General features: G+C 52.1%; 18 protein-coding genes and 5 tRNA genes. 21 read left to right on the top strand and 2 right to left on the bottom strand.

Annotated elements, in window-relative coordinates:
- The first annotated feature begins 67 nt into the window (after positions 1-67).
- From menD to NXT01_RS03700, 3 genes are read left to right on the top strand one after another with little or no spacing between them, the layout of a single operon-like run.
- Positions 68-1,699 carry a 2-succinyl-5-enolpyruvyl-6-hydroxy-3-cyclohexene-1-carboxylic-acid synthase gene (gene menD / locus NXT01_RS03710; RefSeq protein ID WP_259077811.1) on the top strand — a complete coding sequence of 544 codons (1,632 nt, stop codon included), beginning with the start codon at positions 68-70 and terminating at the stop codon, positions 1,697-1,699.
- 11 nt (positions 1,700-1,710) lie between these two features.
- A complete protein-coding gene (locus NXT01_RS03705) occupies positions 1,711-2,175 on the top strand; it encodes a DUF3592 domain-containing protein (protein WP_259077544.1) in 465 nt (154 codons plus the stop codon).
- A 59-nt stretch (positions 2,176-2,234) separates the two neighbouring features.
- Positions 2,235-2,918 (top strand): demethylmenaquinone methyltransferase, encoded by a 684-nt coding sequence (locus NXT01_RS03700; protein WP_396124725.1) that lies wholly within the window; start codon positions 2,235-2,237, stop codon positions 2,916-2,918.
- A gap of 84 nt (positions 2,919-3,002) precedes the next feature.
- Here NXT01_RS03700 and NXT01_RS03695 read toward each other — a convergent pair whose 3' ends face one another.
- Positions 3,003-4,262 carry a geranylgeranyl reductase family protein gene (locus NXT01_RS03695; protein ID WP_259077541.1) on the bottom strand — a complete coding sequence of 420 codons (1,260 nt, stop codon included), beginning with the start codon at positions 4,260-4,262 and terminating at the stop codon, positions 3,003-3,005.
- 180 nt (positions 4,263-4,442) lie between these two features.
- On the opposite strand from NXT01_RS03695, the gene NXT01_RS03690 reads away from it, so the two are divergent.
- The 10 genes from NXT01_RS03690 to rplA all read left to right on the top strand — a co-directional run bounded on the left by NXT01_RS03690 (position 4,443) and on the right by rplA (position 9,701).
- On the top strand, positions 4,443-5,474 hold the full coding sequence (locus NXT01_RS03690) for a polyprenyl synthetase family protein (protein ID WP_259077540.1): 1,032 nt from the start codon (positions 4,443-4,445) through the stop codon (positions 5,472-5,474).
- A 111-nt stretch (positions 5,475-5,585) separates the two neighbouring features.
- A tRNA-Tyr gene (locus NXT01_RS03685) sits at positions 5,586-5,667 on the top strand.
- A gap of 175 nt (positions 5,668-5,842) precedes the next feature.
- Positions 5,843-5,915: transfer RNA gene (locus tag NXT01_RS03680), tRNA-Thr, on the top strand.
- Positions 5,916-5,949: 34 nt separating this feature from the next.
- Positions 5,950-6,021: transfer RNA gene (locus NXT01_RS03675), tRNA-Met, on the top strand.
- 58 nt (positions 6,022-6,079) lie between these two features.
- Positions 6,080-6,152, top strand: a tRNA-Trp gene (locus NXT01_RS03670).
- A gap of 173 nt (positions 6,153-6,325) precedes the next feature.
- Positions 6,326-6,398 (top strand) — tRNA-Thr (locus NXT01_RS03665).
- A 210-nt stretch (positions 6,399-6,608) separates the two neighbouring features.
- Positions 6,609-6,944, top strand: coding sequence for a preprotein translocase subunit SecE (gene secE / locus NXT01_RS03660; protein WP_259077539.1), 336 nt, complete (start codon positions 6,609-6,611; stop codon positions 6,942-6,944).
- A gap of 240 nt (positions 6,945-7,184) precedes the next feature.
- Complete coding sequence (gene nusG / locus NXT01_RS03655) at positions 7,185-7,991, top strand: transcription termination/antitermination protein NusG (protein ID WP_259077538.1); 807 nt, start codon at positions 7,185-7,187, stop codon at positions 7,989-7,991.
- A gap of 398 nt (positions 7,992-8,389) precedes the next feature.
- Complete coding sequence (rplK, locus tag NXT01_RS03650) at positions 8,390-8,824, top strand: 50S ribosomal protein L11 (RefSeq protein WP_259077532.1); 435 nt, start codon at positions 8,390-8,392, stop codon at positions 8,822-8,824.
- A 172-nt stretch (positions 8,825-8,996) separates the two neighbouring features.
- On the top strand, positions 8,997-9,701 hold the full coding sequence (gene rplA / locus NXT01_RS03645; protein WP_259077530.1) for a 50S ribosomal protein L1: 705 nt from the start codon (positions 8,997-8,999) through the stop codon (positions 9,699-9,701).
- Between the two features lie 426 nt (positions 9,702-10,127).
- Here the strand turns inward: rplA and NXT01_RS03640 are convergent, their stop codons facing one another.
- Positions 10,128-11,045 carry a class C sortase gene (locus NXT01_RS03640; protein WP_396124716.1) on the bottom strand — a complete coding sequence of 306 codons (918 nt, stop codon included), beginning with the start codon at positions 11,043-11,045 and terminating at the stop codon, positions 10,128-10,130.
- A gap of 995 nt (positions 11,046-12,040) precedes the next feature.
- On the opposite strand from NXT01_RS03640, the gene NXT01_RS03635 reads away from it, so the two are divergent.
- From NXT01_RS03635 to NXT01_RS03600, 8 genes are all read left to right on the top strand, one after another.
- Positions 12,041-13,591: a SpaH/EbpB family LPXTG-anchored major pilin gene (locus NXT01_RS03635; RefSeq protein WP_259077527.1), complete on the top strand. Its 1,551-nt coding sequence runs from the start codon at positions 12,041-12,043 to the stop codon at positions 13,589-13,591.
- Positions 13,592-13,766: 175 nt separating this feature from the next.
- Positions 13,767-14,693, top strand: a complete 927-nt coding sequence (locus tag NXT01_RS03630) for a class C sortase (RefSeq protein WP_259077526.1) — start codon at positions 13,767-13,769, stop codon at positions 14,691-14,693.
- The gene (locus NXT01_RS03625) at positions 14,693-15,493 is read left to right on the top strand and encodes an LPXTG cell wall anchor domain-containing protein (protein ID WP_259077525.1); all 801 of its coding nucleotides are present in this window, start codon (positions 14,693-14,695) and stop codon (positions 15,491-15,493) included. The genes NXT01_RS03630 and NXT01_RS03625 overlap by 1 nt, the downstream gene beginning before the upstream one ends.
- 125 nt (positions 15,494-15,618) lie before the next feature.
- Positions 15,619-18,147 carry a VWA domain-containing protein gene (locus tag NXT01_RS03620; protein ID WP_259077524.1) on the top strand — a complete coding sequence of 843 codons (2,529 nt, stop codon included), beginning with the start codon at positions 15,619-15,621 and terminating at the stop codon, positions 18,145-18,147.
- Between the two features lie 759 nt (positions 18,148-18,906).
- Positions 18,907-19,422: a 50S ribosomal protein L10 gene (gene rplJ / locus NXT01_RS03615; RefSeq protein ID WP_259077522.1), complete on the top strand. Its 516-nt coding sequence runs from the start codon at positions 18,907-18,909 to the stop codon at positions 19,420-19,422.
- A gap of 100 nt (positions 19,423-19,522) precedes the next feature.
- Complete coding sequence (gene rplL / locus NXT01_RS03610) at positions 19,523-19,909, top strand: 50S ribosomal protein L7/L12 (RefSeq protein ID WP_259077521.1); 387 nt, start codon at positions 19,523-19,525, stop codon at positions 19,907-19,909.
- Positions 19,910-20,335: 426 nt separating this feature from the next.
- A complete protein-coding gene (locus tag NXT01_RS03605; RefSeq protein ID WP_259077519.1) occupies positions 20,336-21,871 on the top strand; it encodes a SpaH/EbpB family LPXTG-anchored major pilin in 1,536 nt (511 codons plus the stop codon).
- 129 nt (positions 21,872-22,000) lie between these two features.
- A complete protein-coding gene (locus tag NXT01_RS03600) occupies positions 22,001-22,921 on the top strand; it encodes a class C sortase (protein ID WP_259077518.1) in 921 nt (306 codons plus the stop codon).
- The last annotated feature ends 5 nt before the right edge of the window (positions 22,922-22,926 follow it).

Genomic DNA, 22,926 nt, shown 5'->3' with positions numbered 1-22,926 from the left:
GGGGCTCAATGTGACCAGCTGCGGGGAGGTTAGCGCCTTTATGCTTGCGGGCATTAGGATCGATCGCATGAATAATGCGGATCTTTCTAGCCCTGAACTCGCCCGCGAGATTGCGCGCGAGTTAGCGCGGCACCTCACCGATATTGTGATTTGCCCAGGCTCGCGTAATTCCTCCCTCTCTCTAGCGTTGATTGCGCGCGGCGATATCCGCATCCATTCGCGTATCGACGAACGCTCTGCCGCTTTCCTCGCTCTCGGCATGGCGCGCGCCACGGGCCGCCATGTGGGAGTGCTCATGACCTCAGGCTCTGCCGTAGCCAACTGCCACCCAGCGGTGATCGAATCGCTGCATTCCCATACCCCGTTGGCCATCATCTCAGCCGATCGGCCGCGATATCTGGTGGGAACAGGAGCTAATCAAACTATTGATCAGCACCAGATTTTTGGCCAACCCACGATCGACATTTCAACCCAGGCTGATATCGGCGCCCTCGATACGGCTTTCGAGCACACCTTTGTCCATATCAACTGTCATTTCGCCCAGCCCCTGGTGGATTCAATGCCTCCGGGGGAACCCCCGGTAGAAAAGGTGCAGGGAGGAATTAAACGAGTCGACCATGGGGAGGTTATTCTTGACCTCTCCAAGCGCACCCTCGTCATCGCGGGTGATGAAGCATGGCGCGTCCCTGGGCTCGAAGACGTGCCCACCATCGCTGAACCCTCCGCACCGGCACCCTATCACCCAGTGCACCCCCTAGCCGCCAGCCTATTCCATAGCACCCACGTATCAGCAGATGGGTATGTGGTGGAAACTAAGCCAGAACAAGTCGTGGTGGTGGGTCACCCCACCTTGCACCGCGAGGTAATGAATCTGCTTCACGATGAAAGAATTGAGCTCATTATCCTCTCGCGGACCGCGCAGCTGACCAACCCGGCGCGCCGGGAGGCCCAGTGCGGCAGCCGCATTAAAACGGCCGGTGAGGTCAGTGCAGAGTGGATAAAAATCTGCCTCGCCGCTAGCGAGCTCGCCATCGAGGCGGTGCGGGAGGCCATCGCCCACCCCGACTACGGCTTTACAGGGTTGCATGTGGCCGCAGCGGTAGCGGATTCCGTTGGGGTAGGCGATACCCTCTTTATCGGACCCTCCAATCCGGTTCGAGATATATCCTTTGTCGGTGCCCCCTTTGACGGGGTGGACCTGTATACCCCACGGGGTGCTGCTGGTATTGATGGCAATCTCTCGCAGGCAACCGGTATCGCTTTGGCCGTGCAGGCGCGCGAACCCGATCTCATTAGGGCCCCGCATACTCTGGCTTTGGTGGGTGATATCACTTTCCTCCACGATTGTGGGGGGCTGCTTACTCCCGTCTATTCACCGGTAGCCGAGAATTTCACCATCGTGGTAGCTAATGATGATGGCGGGGGCATTTTTGAAACCATTGAGGTGGGCGATCAATCCTATGCCCCAGGTTTCGAGCTCGCCTTTGGTACAACCCACGGGGTGGATATCGAAGCGTTAAGTGCAGCCTATGGCTATGACTATGAGAGGGTCGATTCTTTAGCGGAGTTATTGCGTGCCCTCGATGATGCCGGTGAGCAGCCGGGAATAAAGATCATTGAGGCGAAGACGGTGCGCGATACGCGCCGGGTGATGCACCAAGAATTGCAGCAGAAGGTTCGTTTTAGCGCACGGGACTAGACTTAAGCGGTATGTCTGGTCGCTTGAGTGCTCGTCGCCCCGTTTATCATCCGGCTGTCGCGCGTCGAATGAGTAGGCGTGTGCTAGTTCTGATTTATCTCGCGGCTGTTATTGGGTGCGTGGCTATGCTCATCGGCCCCATGCTCAATGATTATGCGATTGGCAAGGATCCAGGCCGTGCACTGGCGCGGGTGACTTCGGTATCGGCGTTGGAAACGGCAATTGAATACCAGGATGAAGAAGGGGTTTATCATTCTCCGCGCACGGGTTTGCTTTATCCATCTGGTTTGGGTGTAGGGCAGCGGGTATGGATCACCTACGCCCGTTCTAATCCTGAGCTGGCTAAAGTGGAAGGCCGCACCTGGACGCTGGCCATTATTCCAGCATTCAGTGCGCTGGTAGTAGTGCACATTATTGCGGCTTTGCTTTTTGCTTTCCGACGTTTCATTTTGCGTCAATTAGCAGCCAGGCGCTAAGAGCTGCTGCGCAATCGTGATCCGCCCTTGTTAGACTTTAAGGCGTGGCTAAGGCAAATATGAATAAAAAACCCCTCGATGTAGCGCGCATGTTCGATCAAGTGGGGGAGAAATATGATCTCACCAATACGGTTTTAAGTTTCGGCCAGGACCGCCGCTGGCGTCGCCGCACGAGGCAGGCCTTAGGTATTGGCCCAGGCGATAGGGTTCTAGATCTCGCCGCGGGGACCGCTGTGTCCACCGAGGAGCTGGCCAGCTCCGGGGCGTGGGTTATAGCCTGTGATTTTTCCCAAGGAATGTTAGCTGCCGGAGAGAAGAGGGCCGTGCCTAAGGTCTGCGGCGATGGTATGGCACTCCCGTTCCCCGATGCCACCTTTGATGCGGTGACTATCTCCTACGGGCTGCGCAATATCTACGATTACCAAGCCGGTTTGCGGGAGATGGCACGCGTGACCAAACCAGGGGGGCGCTTGGTGGTCGCGGAGTTTTCTACTCCGACGCTTCCAATTTTCCGCACCTTCTATATTGAGTATCTCATGCGGCTATTACCGGCGATAGCTAAGGTTGTGTCCTCGAACCCTGACAGTTATGAATACCTTGCTGAGACCATCAGGGCGTGGCCCAAGCAGAAGGAATTAGCCAGCGCTATCGATGCCAACGGGTGGAGTGACTGTACCTGGACTAACCTCACCTTTGGCATTGTGGCTTTGCATTGCGCCTATAAGCCAGCGGAGGCCAGCTAATATCACCCAAGGCCCACCCAGGGCCTACCTGGGGCTACCTGGCCTACTCAGGGCCACCCAGTCCTACCTAGATCTACTCAGGGCCTAGCGTGTGGGCACAGTCGACGACCACAGGGTAGGGGCGGCGGAATAACGTTTGATGGTAGCGCCTGCGCTACGCCAGAGCCTGGCAATAAGGTCTTGATCCTCAGGGGTGACAAGGTTACCCATAAGACGCGCCGCCGCGGGCATGAGCATCGGGCCCAGTGGCCGCCTTAGGCCAATTGGGCCAAGATAATCAAGCAAGCGGGGATAGGTTAGTAATTTCGCAGCAGTTCGCGCAAGGAGGAAAGCTTCACCGTAGTGCTGACCGAGGAGATCTGGCCACATCAGCGTAAAATCCTTGGCCTCATCGAGGATTCCAATGGCATACTCCGCTGATTCCATCCCGTAGTCAATGCCCTCTCCATTGAGCGGATTAACCAAAGCGGCGGCATCGCCGATGAGCATCCAGTTCGCTCCAGCCACATTAGACACCGATCCACCCATGGGTAGAAGGGCGGAGGCGATATTCTCCGGATCTCCGAAACCCCATTCTTTTTCGCAGGAAGAAATATAGTGGGAGAGCAATTTCTTGGTATTGATCTGCGCCGGCCTAGACTCTGTTGATAGTGCGCCACATCCCACATTGGCATATCCGTTACCAAGGGGGAAGATCCACCCGTAGCCAGGTTGGGTGACGCCATCGGGGCTGGTGAGTTCTAAGTGGGAGTGAATCCACTGTTCATGAGAATATTCGGTTGTGCAGTAGGAACGCGCTGCGATCCCGTACACATTATCTTTATGCCACGTCCTGCCCAGCAATTTTCCGAAAGTAGAGCGCACGCCATCGGCGACGATGACGAAGCGCGGGCTAATAATAGTTCCGTTTGAGAGTTCCACTTGGCTAATCCGCGAGGAGGAGAACTCCACTTTTTTAGCCGCAGCCCCGGTAATGGTGCTAACCGCTTCCTCTGTCTGAGCTTTGGTGAAAAGAAGGTGATCGAATTCGCGCCGGGGCATCGCTGAGCCTTGATCCCCGAAGCTGCCATCCGGCCACGGGGCTGTGATATCGCCGCCGAAGCCGTGTAATTTCAATCCCTTGGAGTGGTAGCGGTCTAAGATATCCTCGGCCAGTCCGAGGGTTTTTAGTTGCGTAATAGCCCGCGGTGTGAGACCGTCTCCGCAGGTTTTATCGCGCGGGAAGTCTAAGGCGTCCACGAGGATGGTGGAATAGCCTGCGCGCGCGGCATAGAGGGCGGCGCTTGATCCGGCGGGTCCAGCGCCAATGATGAGAATATCTGTTGCTAACCTTTTTTCTTGCACGTTCCCATTCTTGCAAGGGTTCTAGCCCTTTAGCCACCCCACGGATATGTAAAGGGCCGAGTTTCGGCTACGGTTGAGGGGTTAGTTGGATAAAGTGGTGTGGTGATATGAGAATTTCTTTAACTTTCCTGTCCTCACCACTCTTCGCACCGGCTGTGACAAAAAGAAGGTAGATAAAGCATGAGCAACCGTGCCGAACTTCGCCAACATACTGGTGATTCTGCTATCGGTACACGCCTCGATCTGGGAGATAATGCTCTCAACGAGCAAATCGCCGAAGGAATGGTTCGAGTCGAGGCCACGCTGCGGGCAGAACTCAATAAAGGCGAAGATTTTGTCACCGACAAAGTCATGCATTTAACTAAAGCGGGCGGCAAACGCTTTCGCCCCATGTTTTCGTTACTAGCCTCCAATTACGGGCCCAACCCCATGAACGATGATGTCGTCAAAGCCGCCATCGTTATTGAAATGACGCACTTGGCTACCCTTTACCACGACGATGTGATGGATGAGGCAACTCAACGCCGTGGGGTGGAATCGGCCAATGCACGGTGGACTAATTCGATTGCCATCCTCGCCGGCGATATCCTGCTTGCTCACGCTTCGCGGCTAATGGCGGAATTAGGGGCCGATACTGTAGCCCACTTCGCCAAAACCTTTGGTGGTCTCGTGACCGGGCAGATGCGGGAAACTCTCGGTGCTGGTAAGAGTAATGCGGTTGATCATTATATGAAGGTCATCGACGAGAAAACGGGCGTTCTCATAGCAGCGGCGGGCTATTTGGGGGCCCTGCACTCCGGTGCCGATGAGAGGACCCTAAAAGCTGTAGAAGCCATCGGTTCCGCGATTGGTATGATCTTCCAGATCGTTGACGATATTATCGATATTTTCTCTGATTCTTCCCAATCCGGTAAGACGCCGGGAACGGATCTGCGTGAGGGAGTATTCACCTTGCCGGTGCTCTACGCCCTCGAGGAAGATTCTGTAATCGGGGAGGAATTACGCCTCCTTCTTACTGGCCCTTTGCGTAGCGATGAGGAGATCGCCCGCGCCTTGACACTACTGGGAAAGTCGAAGGGGCGTGACAAAGCGCTTGCGGATGTTCATCGCTTTATGGCGGTGGCCGAAAAGAATCTAGATTTATTGCCCCAAAATTCCACCACCGAGGCGTTGCGCACGCTAGCGCGCCTTACAGTGGCGCGCGTTGGCTAAGGTTGGCTGTTCTCCCCAGAGAACCTGAGAATAGGGTTGTTAAGGTGGCGATTTGTAGTTTGCTAGCGGGTATATAGTAAGGTACTTAAGCGCACCACGAAAGTGTTGCACGCCAGGTTGCCCGAGCGGCCAAAGGGAGCGGACTGTAAATCCGTCGGCATTGCCTACAGAAGTTCGAATCTTCTACCTGGCACAGATTCAAACCCCACCGTTTGTTCACTAACACGGTGGGGTTTTTCTTATTATCTTCATTTTTGATCCGATGAGCAGGCGATTTGTTTTCTAGCTTGGGATCGGGTTAGAGTATTCGCAGTTCCCGAGACGATCGATATGGTATTACCTTTTTATCGATCCTATTCTTGAGATCTGCCCCCTTAGCTCAGTCGGCAGAGCGTTTCCATGGTAAGGAAAAGGTCGACAGTTCGATTCTGTCAGGGGGCTCTGTTTCTTTGTTTGAACCCAAAGAATCAGGTATGGCGGTGTAGCTCAGTGGTAGAGCAAGCGACTCATAATCGCTGTGTCGCGAGTTCAATTCTCGCCATCGCTACGGTGACGAAGAAAAAACACTTTATCGTGTACTATTTTCAATATCACTAAAGATAAATAGGGGCGTAGTTCAATTGGTAGAGCAACGGTCTCCAAAACCGTAGGTTGCAGGTTCAAGTCCTGTCGCCCCTGCAAGATGAAAAAGCACCATCCTCCATCAAAGAGGTTGGTGCTTTTTTGCTTCCGTAACCCTCTCTGAACTGGGAGGATGGGGATAATTTGTAAAAAATTTAATATATCTGTAATCTGATCCACGCTGCGACTAAGAGCACAGATACATGATCTGCTTGTTCCATCGAAGCAGTGCCCCCTTAGCTCAGTCGGCAGAGCGTTTCCATGGTAAGGAAAAGGTCGACAGTTCGATTCTGTCAGGGGGCTCATTTTTATTGCCCCCACCCCTTGTTAAGCATGGCCTCCATTTATGCCACCGGTAGAGCCCTGATGGGCGCTCGACCTCCCCGTAAGGGTGAGAGTAATGGGATAGCAGTGGATCTTTGATATAGTTAAGCTCTTGCGGGTGGATGAATATCCACGCGACGTAGCATTCTATACATTTCCAACTAATAAAATTTTTTTGAGGAGAGTCGCGTGAGCGAAGATAAGCCAACGCCAGGCGGTGCCGCACGCCCTACGGGTAAGCGTCAGCTGACCGGTGTCAGCACAACCTCCACTGCTGATTATGAGAAAAAGCAACCGCGGCCAGTTGCCGAGGCCGCAGAACCGACCTCCTCGAAAGCTAATGCCGTTGTTTCCTTCCTGCCTGAAGTAGGCTCGGAAATGAAGAAGGTGATCTGGCCAACCTCACGTCAGATGGTTAACTACACCCTCATTGTTTTCGCTTTCCTCATCGCCTTAACCGCTCTTGTCGCTGGTGTGGACTTCCTTGCAGGCTTGGGAGTTGAGAAGGTTCTCACGCACCGCTAGGATCGTTTTTAGTAGTACATAACCTAATATTTCTCCCGCCGTAACCTCTAAAAAATAGAAGCGAAATAATAGCTTCCAATTCGAGGTGAGGGCGGGATAATTTTTCCCATACCGTCCCACACCGCCCCATACTGGGGACGTGGGACACGCCGCCACGATAATCAAGCTGCGGCGTAGGCTCCCACGATTACTCTTTATAGCAACTCATATAAAAGCCCAATTGAAAGCGAGAAGATGACCATGAGCGATGAAACTCCAGATACCTTCGGCGATGTATTTGCCGAAGCAGAGGTTGAACTGCCCGAGACCACCCCGGAACTGGTAGAGCCTGCCTCGCAGTCCCTCGACGAATTAAGTGAAACCCCCGTATCAGAAGGCGCGGACGTCCCCGGTCATGAAGAGGGCGATTATAAGGCTCGTCTGCGTGCTTTTACCCGCGAACTGAAAAAGCAACCCGGCCGTTGGTATATCATCCAGTGCTATTCTGGCTACGAAAACAAGGTGAAAACCAACCTTGATATGCGCTCTCAGACCCTCGAGGTAGAAGATTCGATCTACGAGATTGTGGTTCCGGTGGAACAAGCGGTGGAGATCAAAGATGGTAAGCGCAAGGTAGTTAAGCGGAAATTGCTACCAGGCTACGTTCTCGTGCGCATGGATATCAACGATCGTGCCTGGTCCGTGGTGCGCGAAACCCCGGGTGTGACTTCCTTCGTGGGCAATGAGGGCAATGCCACTCCGGTCAAGCACCGCGATGTTGCTAAATTCCTCATGCCACAAGAGTCTGCTCATGCTGCGACCGCCGCCGAAGCTGAGGCCGAGGGAGAGATGGTGGTGGAGATGCCACTAGACACCTCCAAGCCCGCGGTGACCGTGGACTTTGAAGAAGGCGAGGCTGTCACCATCCTCACCGGTGCGCTCGCGGGTGTATCTGCCACTATTTCTTCCATCGATGCAGATAATGCAAAGCTGCAGGTTCTCGTTTCCATCTTTGGCCGCGAAACCCCAGTGGAAGTCAATGTGGACCAGGTGGAAAAGATTAGCTAACTCGCTCTGGCTCACTCAGTTAACTCCGTTAACTTGGTTAACTTGGTTAACTTGGTCAACCCCGCACCGCCATGAACGTATAGCGATCTAGGGAAAAGATCAACGCTTTGGCCCCGCCTCTATGGTGGGGCAAAAGCATATATGTGCTGGGCTTTGATAAATATTTCACTGACCTGTAGAGTGGTATCCCGCGTGTCTTTTGATGCGCATACACCATAAATTTTAACCGGTGGCTTTGAGCGTTGAATAATCCGTCAAAGGCAATTCTTCGCGGGGCATCCGGGCGCAAGTGGGTATTACCAACACCATCTTGGGTAATACATCCCCCACACGTTGGTCCTGCGGATTCCTCAAAGACCAGGGGTGCTTAGCGTTAACATAGGAAGTAGGTAGTAAAGATGGCTCCAAAGAAAAAGAAAAAGGTCACCGGCCTGATCAAGCTACAGATCGAGGCTGGCGCTGCTAACCCAGCTCCTCCAGTTGGCCCAGCACTTGGTGCTCACGGCGTCAACATCATGGAGTTCTGTAAGGCTTATAACGCTGCCACTGAATCTCAACGCGGCAACGTTGTTCCTGTGGAGATCACCGTCTACGAAGACCGTTCCTTCGACTTCAAGCTCAAGACCCCACCAGCAGCCAAATTGCTGCTCAAGGCTGCGGGTGTGAAGAAGGGCTCCGGTGTTCCTCACACCGATAAGGTCGCTTCCGTCACCATGGATCAGGTGCGCGAGATCGCCCAGACCAAGATGGAAGACCTCAACGCCAACGATATCGAGGCTGCAGCCAAGATTATCGCCGGCACCGCCCGCTCCATGGGCATCGAGGTTAAGTAATACTTTCCCTCTTTAAAGGTGGTAGGAATAAGCCCTAGAAGTTTTCTTACCACCCTTCACCTGGAGTCCTCCTCTAAGGGCTGAGGTGATAAATATTTGTATATACAGTGGAAGGGCTCGCTTCGGCCCACTCACCACACCATCCTCATATCTATCGAGAGAAGGATCTATCATGAGCAAGTCATCCAAAGCTTATAAGGCCGCCGCGGAAAAGATCGTCAAAGATCGTCTGTACGAGCCACTGAAGGCCCTCGAGGTTGTTAAAGAGACCTCGTCAAAAAACTTCGACGCTACCGTTGACGTGGCTATCCGTCTGGGAGTTGATCCCCGCAAGGCTGATCAGCTTGTTCGCGGTACTGTTTCCTTGCCACACGGCACTGGTAAGACCGTGCGCGTCGCCGTCTTCGCCGCAGGCGAAAAGGCTACCGAGGCAGAGGCTGCCGGCGCTGATTTCGTGGGCACCGACGAGCTGATCCAGAAGATCACCGACGGCTGGACCGATTTCGACGTTGCCATCGCAACCCCCGATCAAATGGCTAAGGTCGGACGCGTGGCTCGCGTACTCGGCCCTCGTGGTTTGATGCCAAACCCTAAGACCGGCACCGTGACCACCGACGTAGCCAAGGCCATCTCGGAGGTTAAGGGCGGCAAGATTTCTTTCCGCGTGGACAAGGCTGCAAACCTTCATGCTATCTTGGGCAAGGCCTCCTTCGATGCAGAGAAGCTCGCCGAGAACTACGGCGCTTTGATTGATGAGATCAACCGCTTGAAGCCTTCCTCTGCTAAGGGCATTTATATCAAGAGGGTCACCGTGTCCTCTACCTCTGGCCCTGGTGTTCCAGTGGATCCCTCCATTCAGAAGAATTACCTCGGCTAAGAACTAAAGTTCTATAGCTCGGTTTTAAAGCCCTCTCCCTGATCGGGGAGAGGGCTTTAATGGTGAATCCATTAAGACCATAAGGGGGTTGTATGTGGAGTGGGGGCGCCCTTGTGATCTCTAGTCAACATTGCCCCCGGTTACTCCGATGTATTAAGAGAACGTTGAGCGTTATCTGCCCGGGAGTTTTGCTCATTTCGTTGAGCTTGCTACGACCATCGAGCGCAGTGTGGGCGAGTCGATGCTACCGACAAAAGGCCGCTATGCGGGTTCTGGTCCCCGCCCTCAGGAGTACCTCGAGTATGTGGCTTTGCATAGATGTGAGTGGACCTAGGGATAGATGCGCTACTGCGATCAGCCACCTCTGGTTGCACTGGTTCAGGCTGGGCTATTGCTAGTACTGAGAAGCCTGAGCAAAAAATCAGCTCATAGTGCGGTGTGCCTGCCCGCACGTCGAGTGCCTTTCATAAGCCACGCTAAGAGTGTCAGTATGATAATGATTGCGGCAGCTATGAGGGCCCACATCCACCACTGCCACACTATTTGAGAGGCTTCGAATACTTTAGACTCGTTCTTATCCATGGGTACCCGGTGTCCCCGAACTAGCAGGCGGTGACTATTAATTCCGTAGGGTGTACACGTAACAAGAGTGACAAAATCACGACCGTTTTCGCGGCCGAGATCATCCAAATGATCAGGCTCTACAATTTTGATCATATCTACTTGATATTTCAGTTTGTGGCCGGATACCGCGATATAGAAGACCTCACCTTTTTTGACGTTGATTAAGTTATCCCACAAGGTCGCGGTTTGAATCCCAGTGTGTGCGGATAATACGGAGTGGCGATTGTCGCCCCCGATCGGTAGATCTGTTCCAAATAGGTGCCCAACACCGCGGTCAAGGGCATGTGGTCCAGTGCCGTGATAGATGGGTAATTTTGACTTGATCGACGGAATCATGATCTGGCCCATGGCATCAGTATCCGACAATTGTGATAGATACTGCAGATATTGCTGGTATGCCGGGGAGGTTTCGTCCGCTATAGCCCGCCACGCGTCTGTGAAGCCAGAATTGCCTGTGCGCTCCAGGTTGTAGCGGAGTGCATCCTCCCATGCGGTATCGAGCATCTCAGGAGGGGCCGCCTTTTCCAACTTGGCATATTCATCAGCTGCTTGCTGCTGCTGCCAGTTATTCCACTGAGTAGCCACGACGGGGTAAACCAGAACGCCTACTCCGATAAGAATTAATATAACCGCGAGAAACATTTTGATATTGCTTCTTTTTGGTGGTGAAGCATTACGTGAGCGGGCCTTCGGATCGTTGTGCGCAGCTATTTGAGCCATATATGAAGAATTTACCCAATAAAGGGACGAAAATATAGGGCTTCACACTAGATATTTTTCTCTGTCCACTAAATGCCCGCTCGTGGGGTAGTAGATCTGCGGTCAGGTGGTGGAGTTTTAAAAAGGACAATGAGCTGCGCCGAGAGGTAGAAAGATACCGGCGTGCAGTGACAAGGTGCGCGATGGTGAAAAATCAGGTGGATTGCTCTGACATGGTGCAAATCTACAAGGGGTGGGTTCCAGCAATCACTCATGGCTGCACGCATCTCCTGACGTGCTGTGACCTGGCTGTACTCGTCGTAGGGTTCATTGGATTTATATGCCATACTCTTCGGCGACTTGAGGGGGAGCCGATATCAGGTGAGCTTTGGCGTCGATGCGGTAAGGCCATCTGTACTCGGTTCACATCGATGTGCGCGGCCAATTACGGGTACATCAAGACCATCGTGGTAACCAGTGACGCGTTGAGTGCGTTGGTATCTAGCTCGTATGAACAAGGCTAGTGCTCTAGCTATTCCCTGTGCGTCTTTGAACAGTGGTGGTTGGAAATATGTGCATACGTTGCTGGACTCTCTGAGATCAGGGGCGGGGGTGTGCCCTGGAGGCATATACATAGCAGGGGAAGGTGGACAGTCTTGGCCTGTTTGTGTGCACTCTCCTCAATGGGGGGCTGCCATAGCGGCCAGGTTAGGGGGGGGGCGGTGTGGTGAAATCCTAAAACCTCATGCTGTCAGGGGATTTGGCTGGTGAGGAGGCGGGTTAACACCCCCGAAATATAAGTGATTCTCATCACAAAGTAGCACATTACGCTACGTGTAGCCAATATGCTACCTGAGTGTAGTTAATATGCTACCCACGGCCTTGCCCTTCCACCGCAGCTCATATCGATCTCACTATGCAGATCAGGTTTGACGTTGGGGAGGAGGGGCAGACACAAGTTCCTCTCGTTGGGTGATCACATTTGCACTCAATCCACTGATCTAAGGACAGTTCACATGCACAAATATTCCCGTACGGCCCGCTCCGTAACTTTCGCGGCCATCGTCGGCCTCTCGCTCGGTATATCAGCTCCGGGTGCCCTAGCCCAATCCAATACTGGCGGCTCAAATTCTGGAGCCTCGACCTCTGCGAGCGCAGCCCTCATTGACCCCACTCAAACCGGCTCACTGACCCTGCACAAGAAAAAAGATCCAGAATCGCTTGGAACCCCAACGGGTAACGCTGATGATCAAGTCAAGGGCGAAGCCCTCGATGGTGCGGGCTTTACAATCTACAAGATCAAAGGTGTTGACCTCACAACCAATGAGGGACTTAAAAACGCTGCAGGCCTAAACGTCGCAGATTACCTCAGCGGTGAGGAAGCCGATCTTAGCAAGGTAGACAAGGTTGGCGATGAGGTCATTACTGGCGCAGCCGGCGTTGCCGGTCAGGCTCTGTTCGAGAATCTGGAACTCGGCGCTTACCTCGTGGTGGAAACCACCACTCCAACGCTGGCTGGAGTTACCTTCCGCAAGGCTCAACCTTTTATCGCATTCATTCCAATGACACAGGATAATGCCGGTCAAGGTGGAACCAGCTGGAACTACAATCCTATTGCATACCCTAAGAACTACTCGTCGAAGAAACCCATTAAGGAAGTCGTCGACTCCGGAATGAATGCAGGCGATACGATTGTTTATACAATCAAAGCCTATGCTCAAGCAGTGGGTGCCAAGCAGGATCGAACCAAATTTGTCATCACCGATGAGCTCGATGCGAAATTAACCCCACCCGCTGCGGATGCAGTCTTGGTTGCAGGTTTTACCGCTGGTACTGATTACACCGTGACGGTAACCGGAAATCTCGTGACTATTACCTTCACACCTGCTGGCCTAGACAAGCTAGCGAATAATCAAGAAGTTGTGGCAACGATTCCTGCGACGGTCAAAGACGATACAAACGGAGTTGTTGAAAACACCGCGGATGTTATCGAAAATAAGCCAGGGACGAATCAGGATAAAGAGCCTCAGACAACCGATAAGGTGAAGACCTACTACGCGGGTATCACTTTCGAAAAGGTTGAAGCTGGCAACACAGACAACAAGCTCGCTGGCGCAGAATTCCGAGTCTATGGTGTTAAGAACGGTCAAGAGTGCTCGAAGAGCGCGCTGGATGCTGACCTGCTCGATATCGCACAGATCAATAAGGCGGACGCTATTGCAACCTCGGACAGCAATGGTGTGGTGACTTTCAACGGTCTACACGTCAACGATTGGACAGATAACTCGGGACAACCCAACAAATATGAGTCATATTGCTTGGTTGAGACAAAGTCCCCAGCTGATTTTGAACTGCTCGCTGAGCCTATTGAGTTCACACTGACCAAGGCTCAGTCAATCCAAGGCGATCTGGTTCCAATCAACGGCGGCAAGATTGAGAACTTAAAAGATACGACCCCAGAACTACCGATGACCGGTGGTTTCGGCGTAGGTATCCTCGCTGCCTTTGGTGCTGCGATTATCGCAGCTGGTGCCTGGTTAGCTCGACGCACCTCACCCAAGGCCTAAAACAGGTCAAAGGTTGAGGCCATAGGCGTCAACCACACGCACTGAAGGTGAGAAGGGAGCTCGCCACCACCGAGCTCCCTTCTCACCCGGTGCACCAGCAATTGTCTCATTCAGAAAAATAGCAGCGTATCCACACCATTTATATCGGTGGGTCTGCGCCATATGGGGAACCACATTGACTCAGCTTTCGCTTCCAGATCGTAGTAATTCCTACGGTTTCCTTTCAGGTTTTAGGCATATCCTACTGCCAGCACTTCTCGTGCTCTCGGGGCTGCTTATCATCATTTACCCAGTTGTTTCCACAGAATGGAATAACTGGCAACAAAGTCGCGCAGCTGCTCAGTATGCAGAAATACACAAAGATATCCCAGCACCAGTTATAGACCGCGAATGGGAAGACGCTCACCGCTACAACGAAGAGCGTGCAATCGGCCCCATCCTAGACCCATGGATCGAAAGATTCATCTCAAATAACCCAGCATATGAGGATTATCTTGAGCAGCTTCACTCAGTAGACGTAATGGCACGCCTGACCATTCCCAGTATTCGATCAGACCTCCCGATTTACCACGGAACCCAAAAAGATACCCTGTTGCAGGGTATAGGCCATCTATTCGGGTCGGATCTCCCAGTTGGTGGTGCGGGATCACATTCGATCTTGACCGGACATACCGGACTCCCAAATGCCACACTGTTTGACAATTTGAAAAACGTTAAAGAAGGCGATTCCTTCTTCATTCAGGTGGCTGGGCATCAGCTCAAATATCAAGTTGACCAGATCCGAACGGTGCTACCGAACGAAGTCGAATCTTTAAGAGCCGAGGATAACAAGGACATGGTCACCCTAGTGACCTGTACGCCCTACGGGATCAACACCCACCGTCTGCTCGTACGCGGACAACGAATGCCCCTCCTTGAGGAAGATCGAACCCTGTTGAACTCCCCCCAATCGGGCGCACGCCAATGGTGGGTGTATGCGCTCAGCGCGATCTTCATCTTCGGACTACTCATCCTTGTGTGGTGGTTGATTCATGAAAAACGTCGCTTGAAATTCCAACAACTAAATCACAACAACAATATTGACTATGAAGGCGAACTGTAATGGACGAGTATCTTATTAAACCTGCACGTATTGTGCGGATAGGCGTACCCCTTGCTACGGCGTGTGCGTTATCTGTCGCAGCAACTATAGGTTTCGGTGAACCTGGGTGGGTGAGTTCGCCGCAGGCTCATGCAGCGGTGACTGGTTTCGCTAATCCTGCTCCTGCTGCAGATACCATTGACCTTGATCGTGATATCACCGTTGAAATAAGGATTCCGTCTAATTCGGGTCTGTCTGGGGAGGGGTCTGCGGGGTATACGGTTACGCTCACCAAACTCGATACTGATCCGATTAATACGACTCAGGGGTATACCAAAGCCGCTCGGTTGAGTGTTACTCAGGCTAAGAGGCTTGGTCAAGGTGATAGTTATAGCGAGGTCACAAATGCTCAGGGGACAGTGGTATTTAGTGGTTTGAAACCTGGCGTATATCTTTTTAAAGCTACGCCTCCTGCTGGTGGTGGCCGCAAGACACAAGAAGATGTCATCGTTATTCCCATTATTGATAAGCAAGGGGAGTGGAGTTATAACCTCGCTCTTGCAGCGAAATTTGAAGTACCACCGACTCCGACGCCAACACCTCCACCGTCACCTCCTGTAACAATTACTCCTCCACCACCTGTAACGAATACACCGCCTCCCCCTAGTACCACGACACCTCCGGCGCCACCGGTGAAGGGTATGAAGTCTCTGCCGATGACGGGTGCTGGGGTCATTGGTCTTGTTGGGTTGGCTGGTCTGTTGATTCTTGCGGGCTTTTGGGTGCTCGCGGTGAATCGGAGAAGAAATTCACAACAATAAAACGTCGTGGGCACGAGGTGGGCTTGGAATGCTCTACCTGTTAGTGCCTTGGTGTGGTTATAAAACTCAATTCATGGCACGAGCGGATGGTTATCGTGATCCGTTCATATTAAAAGGGATACAGAATGAAGAATGGTTTAGCGGTTAAGGTAGCGGTGTTGGTTGCTGCGGGTAGTTTGATAGGGGTGACCAGCCCGGTTTTAGGTCAACAGGTCACCGAGAGTGTGGGGGGTGAGGCAGTGCTTGATGAGGTTGTGGTGTCTACGAGCGAACCAACCCCAACCAGCGACTCCAACGCGCCCGAACTTACAACGACTGAAGAAATCACCGACGAAGGTGAGACTCCGCCTGAAGAGGGTGAGTTCGTAGAGCCCCAAGACGTCGATATTAACGAAGATAGCGATGAGCAAGTACCCTCTTCTGATGACGATACGCAGTTAGAAGGCGCGAGGACCGTTGCGGGAAGAGTCCTCCCAGATAGTGAAGTAGCCATCGTTAGAGTACGTGCCGGTTCCGACCGATTATGGGACGGCCAAACAGCATCTAATGCAGGAGCCAGTCGTTTCTCGAAGTATTTTAGTCCACTAGCTGGCGTTACTTTGCAGGTTTACCGCGGTAACCCACGATCTCAGGTTTCCTCTATGACGAAGGCGCTAAGCTACGGAGAACCCCTGCGTAGAGTAAATGAAGATTGGGCTAGCTGTACGACGGACTTCACTGGCTTCTGCGATATTAGGATCCCGGTGGGCAGAGAAAGGGGAAGGATCCCCACAAACGAAAGAGTGTGGATTAAACCAGTGGCCGTGCCCATAGGTTATAACCTCATTGACAAGGTCCGCACGGGCCCTTCCGATAGTGGTGATCGCCTCTCCCGCCTGCAGAGCTATGCGCAGCTCACGCCTAAGCTGAAAGCCGGAGTGGTGATAGAAGCTGGTGATGGTTCTGACAAATCAGAAACATTCATGCGCGCTTATGAGTCGAATTGGGAGAGGAATTATATCATAACGGAAAGTCATCGCTCATCGAGCGGAAGTTTCATTATCCCCAAGGAGAACCCACGCTTAGGCAAGAAGTGCGGGCTGAATTTCGCCATCGTTGGTGACCTCTCTGGTTCCGTTTCCAGAGCTGGGAAAACTGATGACCTATCCCGAGCGATGATAAAACTCGTCAATACCATGGAAGGATCCGGAGGTAACGTTTCCATCTTTTCGCTAGGTTCTGATTCACCGGCTAAACCACCGTATAGGCTGTTTGGTAGGCCCGATATTGACAACCTGACAGAACTCTACGATCTCAACGACCCAAGTCAAACGCAAAAAATTAAAGATCAGATCCGTGAATGGGGCAAGTACACCGATAGTAACGAGGGTACGAACTGGGATGCTGGCTTGATGGAAGTATCCAAGGCTCAAGAGGGCCGTACAGGCGGCCCGATTTACGATGCAGTTCTCTTCGTGACAGACGGAAACCCCACGACGAATAGGCTCCCGCAATATTCGGAGGAAAATAATCAGGGTGGATCCATGACCGATTTCATTCGCGTGGAAGCCGCAATTGCTTCTGCGAACCGCCTCAAAGAACAGGGTACCAAGATAATCGGCATCGGTGTGGGAAGAGGAACCACGGGTTTAGATGGTGACTCTGAGTACAACCTGCAGTCGATATCAGGCTTCACTCGATACAGCGATACGGCGAATAACGCAGATAGGTCCGATTATTTTTTGCTCAGCGATTATGATGAGATCCCAGATACGCTCCGATCGATCGTCTCCTGTAGTGCCAGTGTGACCGTGGAAAAGCACATTCTGGATGAAAATGGTCAGAACCCAGAAGCTGGTGTTGGCTGGGACATTGTGGGTGACGCAACGGGTCCGGGTGTGCAGTTGAACTCTCCGCGTGCCCAAAAGACCGACGCAGACGGTTTAGTTTTCTACCGTATTGGCCTAGAGGACACTACAAGCCGTGCGGAAGTCAGTGTGGCGGAGGTGCAGCAAAGTGAATGGGAGCTGGTGAAACAGTCTGATTCGGCTGCCCAGGTGAGAAATGCCTTATGCTACGACAGCAATGATCCGCAGCCGCAAGAATTACCTGCATCGCGATATTCAGATGACGGTGAATTTGGATTGCGGATTCGTGGTATAGAAAACGGCGAGCATATTCGGTGTGTGTATCAGAATAAACGCACCCCGTCTCCTGCGATCGTGGAGATAGAAAAGCAGGATGCTCAGATGCAAGGTCTTGCGGGTGCTGTATTTATGATCGCAACCGATAGTGCAGGAAATAGCCCCGTTGCTGGGCTGGAGACTATTACGGAGGACCCTGCTGGGTCTGGCCGCTACTCCTTTGAATTAAAACTCGGTCAGTATTACCTGATCGAGACGGTCTCACCGTCTGGATATAGTCTCTTCCCGGAGTCTGTCGGTTTTGAAGTTTACAAAGATCCTAATGATCAAACGAAGAAGGTCCGTCTTCTCGACGAGGCGAAAGACGGCACTGTGGTGACGGTGGATCAAAATAATACTCTGAAATTGGTAGTGATGAATGTTCAGTCAGGAACCTTGCCAGAAACTGGTGGACAGGGCCTGTGGTCGTGGCTCCTCACATCCCTACTACTGATTCTCGGTGGAATATTCTTAGCGAAGCGACGCGCTTAACGCACAGATAATTGGCAGAGCATATGAAGAATACCCCTCTTCATATGCTCTTTCTTTTGCTATAAATCTTCCCGGTTCTCCTCACCCAGAGATACTCCGGGGGTCTGTTGAAGGGTTTTATACGGTTGCGTACAATCCATATCAAACTAGTTGCGCTGACCGCCGCCGTTAGAATTCCTGCAATAGAATCTGGCCACTGGGACGAGATAAACCACGGGTGGTCAAATAAGCGCTTTTTATATATTGCGTGCAATCTTTTTATAGTGGGCTACAGGACGGAGGTCTGCAATCGCTTCTGCCCGAGCACTTCGGTCAAGCTGGCTAGTATTCGATCCTAGCCACCGGCCGTGAGTTTCCAGTGTCAGCGCAGCGACGGCGGTGGGTAATCGGGGGCTGCTATCTGTTTGCTTCGTATGGATCTGGAGGTGTACAAGACATATGCAAATCGCACCGATAGTTTGGTATCTACCCGGTCGTACGGTATAGTGTCAGATGAAGTTTGAAAGCAGGTGAGTATAACCTCGCTTGTCGCTCAAGTTTCACCGTAGACCGTCGGTCAGCGTTCGCGCTTGAAAGTATCGAAAAGCTTTGTCGCTTGAGATCGGCCCACGCAGGAGTCACTCTAGAGCTCATTTCTTTCCCATTTGTAGGAATTAAGTGTTGCGCCCTGTGCTCTTGTACGGGGCTTTTGTCTTGTTCTAAAGAAAAAGCTCCGGCGGATAAACCTTTGAATCAATAAAGAGGAAAGGAGGCGTAGTAATGGCTAACCCGAAGAATGATGCTGCCCTGAAAGCTCTCAAGCAGAGCTTCGCAGAGCACGACGCATTTGTGCTTACGGAGTACCGTGGCCTGAGTGTTGCTCAGACCACCGAATTGCGTAAAGCTCTCGGTGCTGATGTCCAGTACAACGTCGCCAAGAACACCCTCCTCAAGCTGGCAGCTCAAGAAGCTGGCATTGAGGGCCTCGATGACCTTTTCACCGGCCCAACCGCTATTGCCTTCATTAAGGGCGAAGCTGTTGACGCTGCCAAGGTGATGAAGAAGTTCGCTTCTGACAACAAGGCATTCGTTGTTAAGGGTGGCTACATGGACGGCAACGCCCTGAGCTCCGCTCAGGTTGACGCCATCGCTGAGCTGGATAACCGCGAGACCACTCTCGCAAAGCTGGCTGGTGCCATGAAGGGCAACTTGGCAAAGGCTGCAGGCCTATTCAACGCTCCCGCTTCCCAGGTGGCACGCCTCGCGGCTGCACTCCAGGAGAAGAAGGACGCTTAAGAGGCATAGCGTGTAAAAGCGCTGCTTCTTGAAATACATAAACACTTTTTAGGGATATCGGTTTATTGGATGTCCCACCCACACCGAAAGGAATACCACCATGGCTAAGCTCACCAAGGACGAGCTCATCGAGGCTTTCAAAGAGATGACCCTTATCGAACTCTCTGAGTTCGTTAAAGAATTCGAAGAGGTCTTCGAGGTAACCGCTGCTGCTCCTGTTGCAGTTGCTGCTGCCGGCGCTGCTGCTCCTGGCGCTGCCGCTGAGGAAGAGAAAGACGAGTTCGACGTTGTTCTCGAGGATGCTGGCGCTAAGAAGATCGGCGTTATCAAGGCTGTTCGCGAGCTCGTCTCCGGCCTGGGCCTGAAGGAAGCTAAGGAACTCGTTGAGGGTGCTCCTAAGGCTATTATCGAGGGCGCTTCCAAGGACGACGCTGAGGCTGCTAAGGCTAAGCTCGAAGAGGCTGGCGCAAAGGTTACCCTTAAGTAATCTTCCAGCTTTACTTATTCCCCACACAGGTGAGACATTTTACTTGGGTGGGGATTTTTCTTTTTGTTAACATTTAGCGATCATAAGTAGAGCGAGGAATCTTCATTTTTAGAACCTATAACGCCTGTATATACACCGTAGAAGAACCGCTACATATTCATTAATACGACATCTTCTAACTGTGTCATCGATACTCGTAATCTTTAATGACTTTCATTGTTCTACTCCCGTTGGCAACGGTAAAAGCGAGCTTTGCATGGCGCGCGCGACTGTATTAACATTCCCCATAGACGCCAACCGCCGAGACTCATCTCATCGTTATCGAGAGCGGTTTGGCTCTATAATTTCAACCGCACAGGAACTCGTTTCTATCTGGAATTTAAGGCCTTTTAGAAGTCGGAGCCCCTCTCGTAGAAAGATATCTATATGAAAATGCTTAAGAACGCCTTGGCGATTTCTTTGGCTGCAGGCCTGATGACCGGCCTGCCCGTGACAGCTGTAGCACAGACGGGTTACCCTATTCCGCCCAAGGATGGCCTCAGCCTGGTCATTCACAAGTATTCCAATAACACTCCAGGTAAAGCGGGTAACGGCACCGAGATCGACACCGCAAATCTGGGCGAAGCCCTAGAGGGTGCGAGGTTCAAGATTGAAAAGGTCAAAAAAGACTCGATCGACCTGACAACAAATGATGGTTGGAAGAAAGCCGAGAAAGTTTCCAAGGGCGACGAAGATCTGCAAGATGATATTGACTTTGAGACTCTCCCTAACAAAACTGAGCAGACAACCGATGGAAAAGGCGTTGCTAAATGGGAGGATCTTCCAATCGGTCTCTACCGAGTAACGGAGACCGAGGCTCCAGCGGGGCACCAGATCTCTCAAAAGCCGTTCTATGTTGCTCTCCCAACAACCGATCCAACTAACCGCAATGAATGGTTGAGGACAGTTCACGTTTACCCCAAGAATACCAAGCGGGACGATGCTTCTAAGACCGTGCAGGATAAGGCAACCAAGATCAACGGTCAGAAGTTGACCTACGAGATCACCTCGCAACTGTCGGCTGGCGAAAACTACACCAAGTACGTGGTATCTGACTTCTACCCCACTGATCGCCTGGAATACGCCAGTGATAATCCTCTGACAGTTAAGCTTGCTGGTGCCCAACTGGATGGTAGCAAGTATGAGGTAACCAAGGGTGAGGTTGCTCGTGTTGATAACAAGTCCTACCTGGTCATAACCTTCACAGAAGCCGGCCTTAATGACCTGAATAATAACAAGACCGCTCAACTGGTTATCACGCCAACCTTCAAAGTGAAGCAGAATACCGATCTTGATAATGTAGCTCCTATCATCAACGAGTTCAAGGTTATTCAAATGCGTGATGGCCAACCAGAGCCTCCGAACCCAGAGGAACCGAATGTTCCTCCTGTAACACCTCCAGGTACTCCTACTCCAGACCCTAAATATCCTAAGTCCTTCTACGGCAATGTAGACATTGTGAAGAAGAACGCTGATGGTCAATCCCTTGACGATGCTGAATTCTCTCTGTACGTCTGCACCAAAGATGGCAAGATCGAGGAAAACGCAGAGGCACTTCTCGAAGGAATCATAGCGACGGCTGATGCAAATAATCCTGAGATTAAGGGTCTCCTTGCTAATGACTACCGCAACGGCCAAGCCGTTGATGAGAATGCTCGTGATGCTTATTGCTTGGTAGAGACCAAAGCACCTGAGGGTTATGAACTTTCAGCCCAACCGATCCGGTTCCAAATCTTAACCAATCAGGGGGCCGATGCTGAGGTCGCTCTTGTATCCCAAGATGTTGTGGACACTAAGAAGAATGGCGGCTTCAACCTGCCACTAACAGGTGGTGCTGGTGTCATGTACCTGCTGCTCGCCGGTGGTGCATTCTTGCTGGTTGGACGCGGTTATTCCGCCTATAGCAATCGTCGTAACGCCTAAGTCTCAAGACTTAAACGTTGCTATTTGCTAGCTGAAGGCTAAAAGGGGCTAAGTCCAAGCGCTTAGCCCCTTACCTTCACTTTTCACGATCTTATATAAAATAACTTAAACAAACCGAAGGCGTCACCTATGACTGTAACTGCCCGCCATAGGGCCCCTCACGCTCCTGCCCCGCGCAAGCGCGTCTCCCCAGTCTCGGTAATCTTCAGCGTGATTGGTCTCATCCTCTTGCTGTACCCAGTGGTGGGGACCATCTATGAAAATTCGCAGCAAAGCCACCAAGTCCAGGCATATTCCTCACAGATAGGTGCCGTAGACAAACAAGAGCTTGCCGCGGAGATCGAGCGTGCCCGGGAATGGAACGCAGAGAAGCAAGGTGGTCCTATTTTGGACCCCTGGTTACAGCGAGTAACGCAAGATAACGTCGAATACCAAGAGTATCTCGAACAGCTCAATCTGACCTCTGTGATGGGACGTATATATATCCCATCCATAAAATCTGATTTGCCGATCTACCACGGCACCACCGAGACGGTTCTATCCAAAGGGATAGGCCACCTATTCGGCAGTGGATTGCCAGTGGGCGGAGTGGGTAACCATACGGTTCTGACAGGTCACACGGGTTTATCGGTGGCTACCCTCTGGGATAATCTGATCAAGGTCAATGTCGGCGATGTTATTTACCTCGACGTTTCCGGTGAGAAAATGAAGTATCAGGTACGCCAAACCGAAATAGTTTTGCCTACGGAGACGGACAACCTTCGCCCCGTTCCAGGGCAAGACCTCATAACACTTATTACGTGTACCCCCTACGGCATCAACAGCCACCGCTTCCTCGTTCACGCGGAGCGGGTGCCCATGGAGCCCGTAGATGAAGAAGAATTTCAAACGATTGACACGATTCGTCAACCATTGCAGTGGTGGATGTATGTTGCGCTAGCAGTAGCACTCATCTTCATGATTTTGATGATTCGGGAGTTTGTAAAAGCGCGCCGCGACAGCAAAAAAGCGGAAACCACTACCGGCCTGAGCGAAAGCGCAGAAGGCTAAGGATA

It is taken from the genome of Corynebacterium sp. ES2775-CONJ, assembly GCF_024814515.1.
Lineage (GTDB): Bacteria > Actinomycetota > Actinomycetes > Mycobacteriales > Mycobacteriaceae > Corynebacterium.
Note: the sequence above shows the minus strand (reverse complement) of the source record. Positions and strands in the feature narration are given on the sequence as shown.

What these genes read in the sequence shown, in the direction of transcription:
- menD (WP_259077811.1), top strand. Translation starts at nt 68, where the DNA reads ATGAATAATGCGGATCTTTCTAGCCCTGAACTCGCCCGCGAGATTGCG.
- NXT01_RS03705 (WP_259077544.1), top strand. Translation starts at nt 1,711, where the DNA reads ATGTCTGGTCGCTTGAGTGCTCGTCGCCCCGTTTATCATCCGGCTGTC.
- NXT01_RS03700 (WP_396124725.1), top strand. Translation starts at nt 2,235, where the DNA reads ATGAATAAAAAACCCCTCGATGTAGCGCGCATGTTCGATCAAGTGGGG.
- NXT01_RS03690 (WP_259077540.1), top strand. Translation starts at nt 4,443, where the DNA reads ATGAGCAACCGTGCCGAACTTCGCCAACATACTGGTGATTCTGCTATC.
- nusG (WP_259077538.1), top strand. Translation starts at nt 7,185, where the DNA reads ATGAGCGATGAAACTCCAGATACCTTCGGCGATGTATTTGCCGAAGCA.
- rplK (WP_259077532.1), top strand. Translation starts at nt 8,390, where the DNA reads ATGGCTCCAAAGAAAAAGAAAAAGGTCACCGGCCTGATCAAGCTACAG.
- rplA (WP_259077530.1), top strand. Translation starts at nt 8,997, where the DNA reads ATGAGCAAGTCATCCAAAGCTTATAAGGCCGCCGCGGAAAAGATCGTC.
- NXT01_RS03640 (WP_396124716.1), bottom strand. Translation starts at nt 11,045, where the DNA reads ATGGCTCAAATAGCTGCGCACAACGATCCGAAGGCCCGCTCACGTAAT.
- NXT01_RS03635 (WP_259077527.1), top strand. Translation starts at nt 12,041, where the DNA reads ATGCACAAATATTCCCGTACGGCCCGCTCCGTAACTTTCGCGGCCATC.
- NXT01_RS03625 (WP_259077525.1), top strand. Translation starts at nt 14,693, where the DNA reads ATGGACGAGTATCTTATTAAACCTGCACGTATTGTGCGGATAGGCGTA.
- NXT01_RS03620 (WP_259077524.1), top strand. Translation starts at nt 15,619, where the DNA reads ATGAAGAATGGTTTAGCGGTTAAGGTAGCGGTGTTGGTTGCTGCGGGT.
- rplJ (WP_259077522.1), top strand. Translation starts at nt 18,907, where the DNA reads ATGGCTAACCCGAAGAATGATGCTGCCCTGAAAGCTCTCAAGCAGAGC.
- rplL (WP_259077521.1), top strand. Translation starts at nt 19,523, where the DNA reads ATGGCTAAGCTCACCAAGGACGAGCTCATCGAGGCTTTCAAAGAGATG.
- NXT01_RS03605 (WP_259077519.1), top strand. Translation starts at nt 20,336, where the DNA reads ATGAAAATGCTTAAGAACGCCTTGGCGATTTCTTTGGCTGCAGGCCTG.
- NXT01_RS03600 (WP_259077518.1), top strand. Translation starts at nt 22,001, where the DNA reads ATGACTGTAACTGCCCGCCATAGGGCCCCTCACGCTCCTGCCCCGCGC.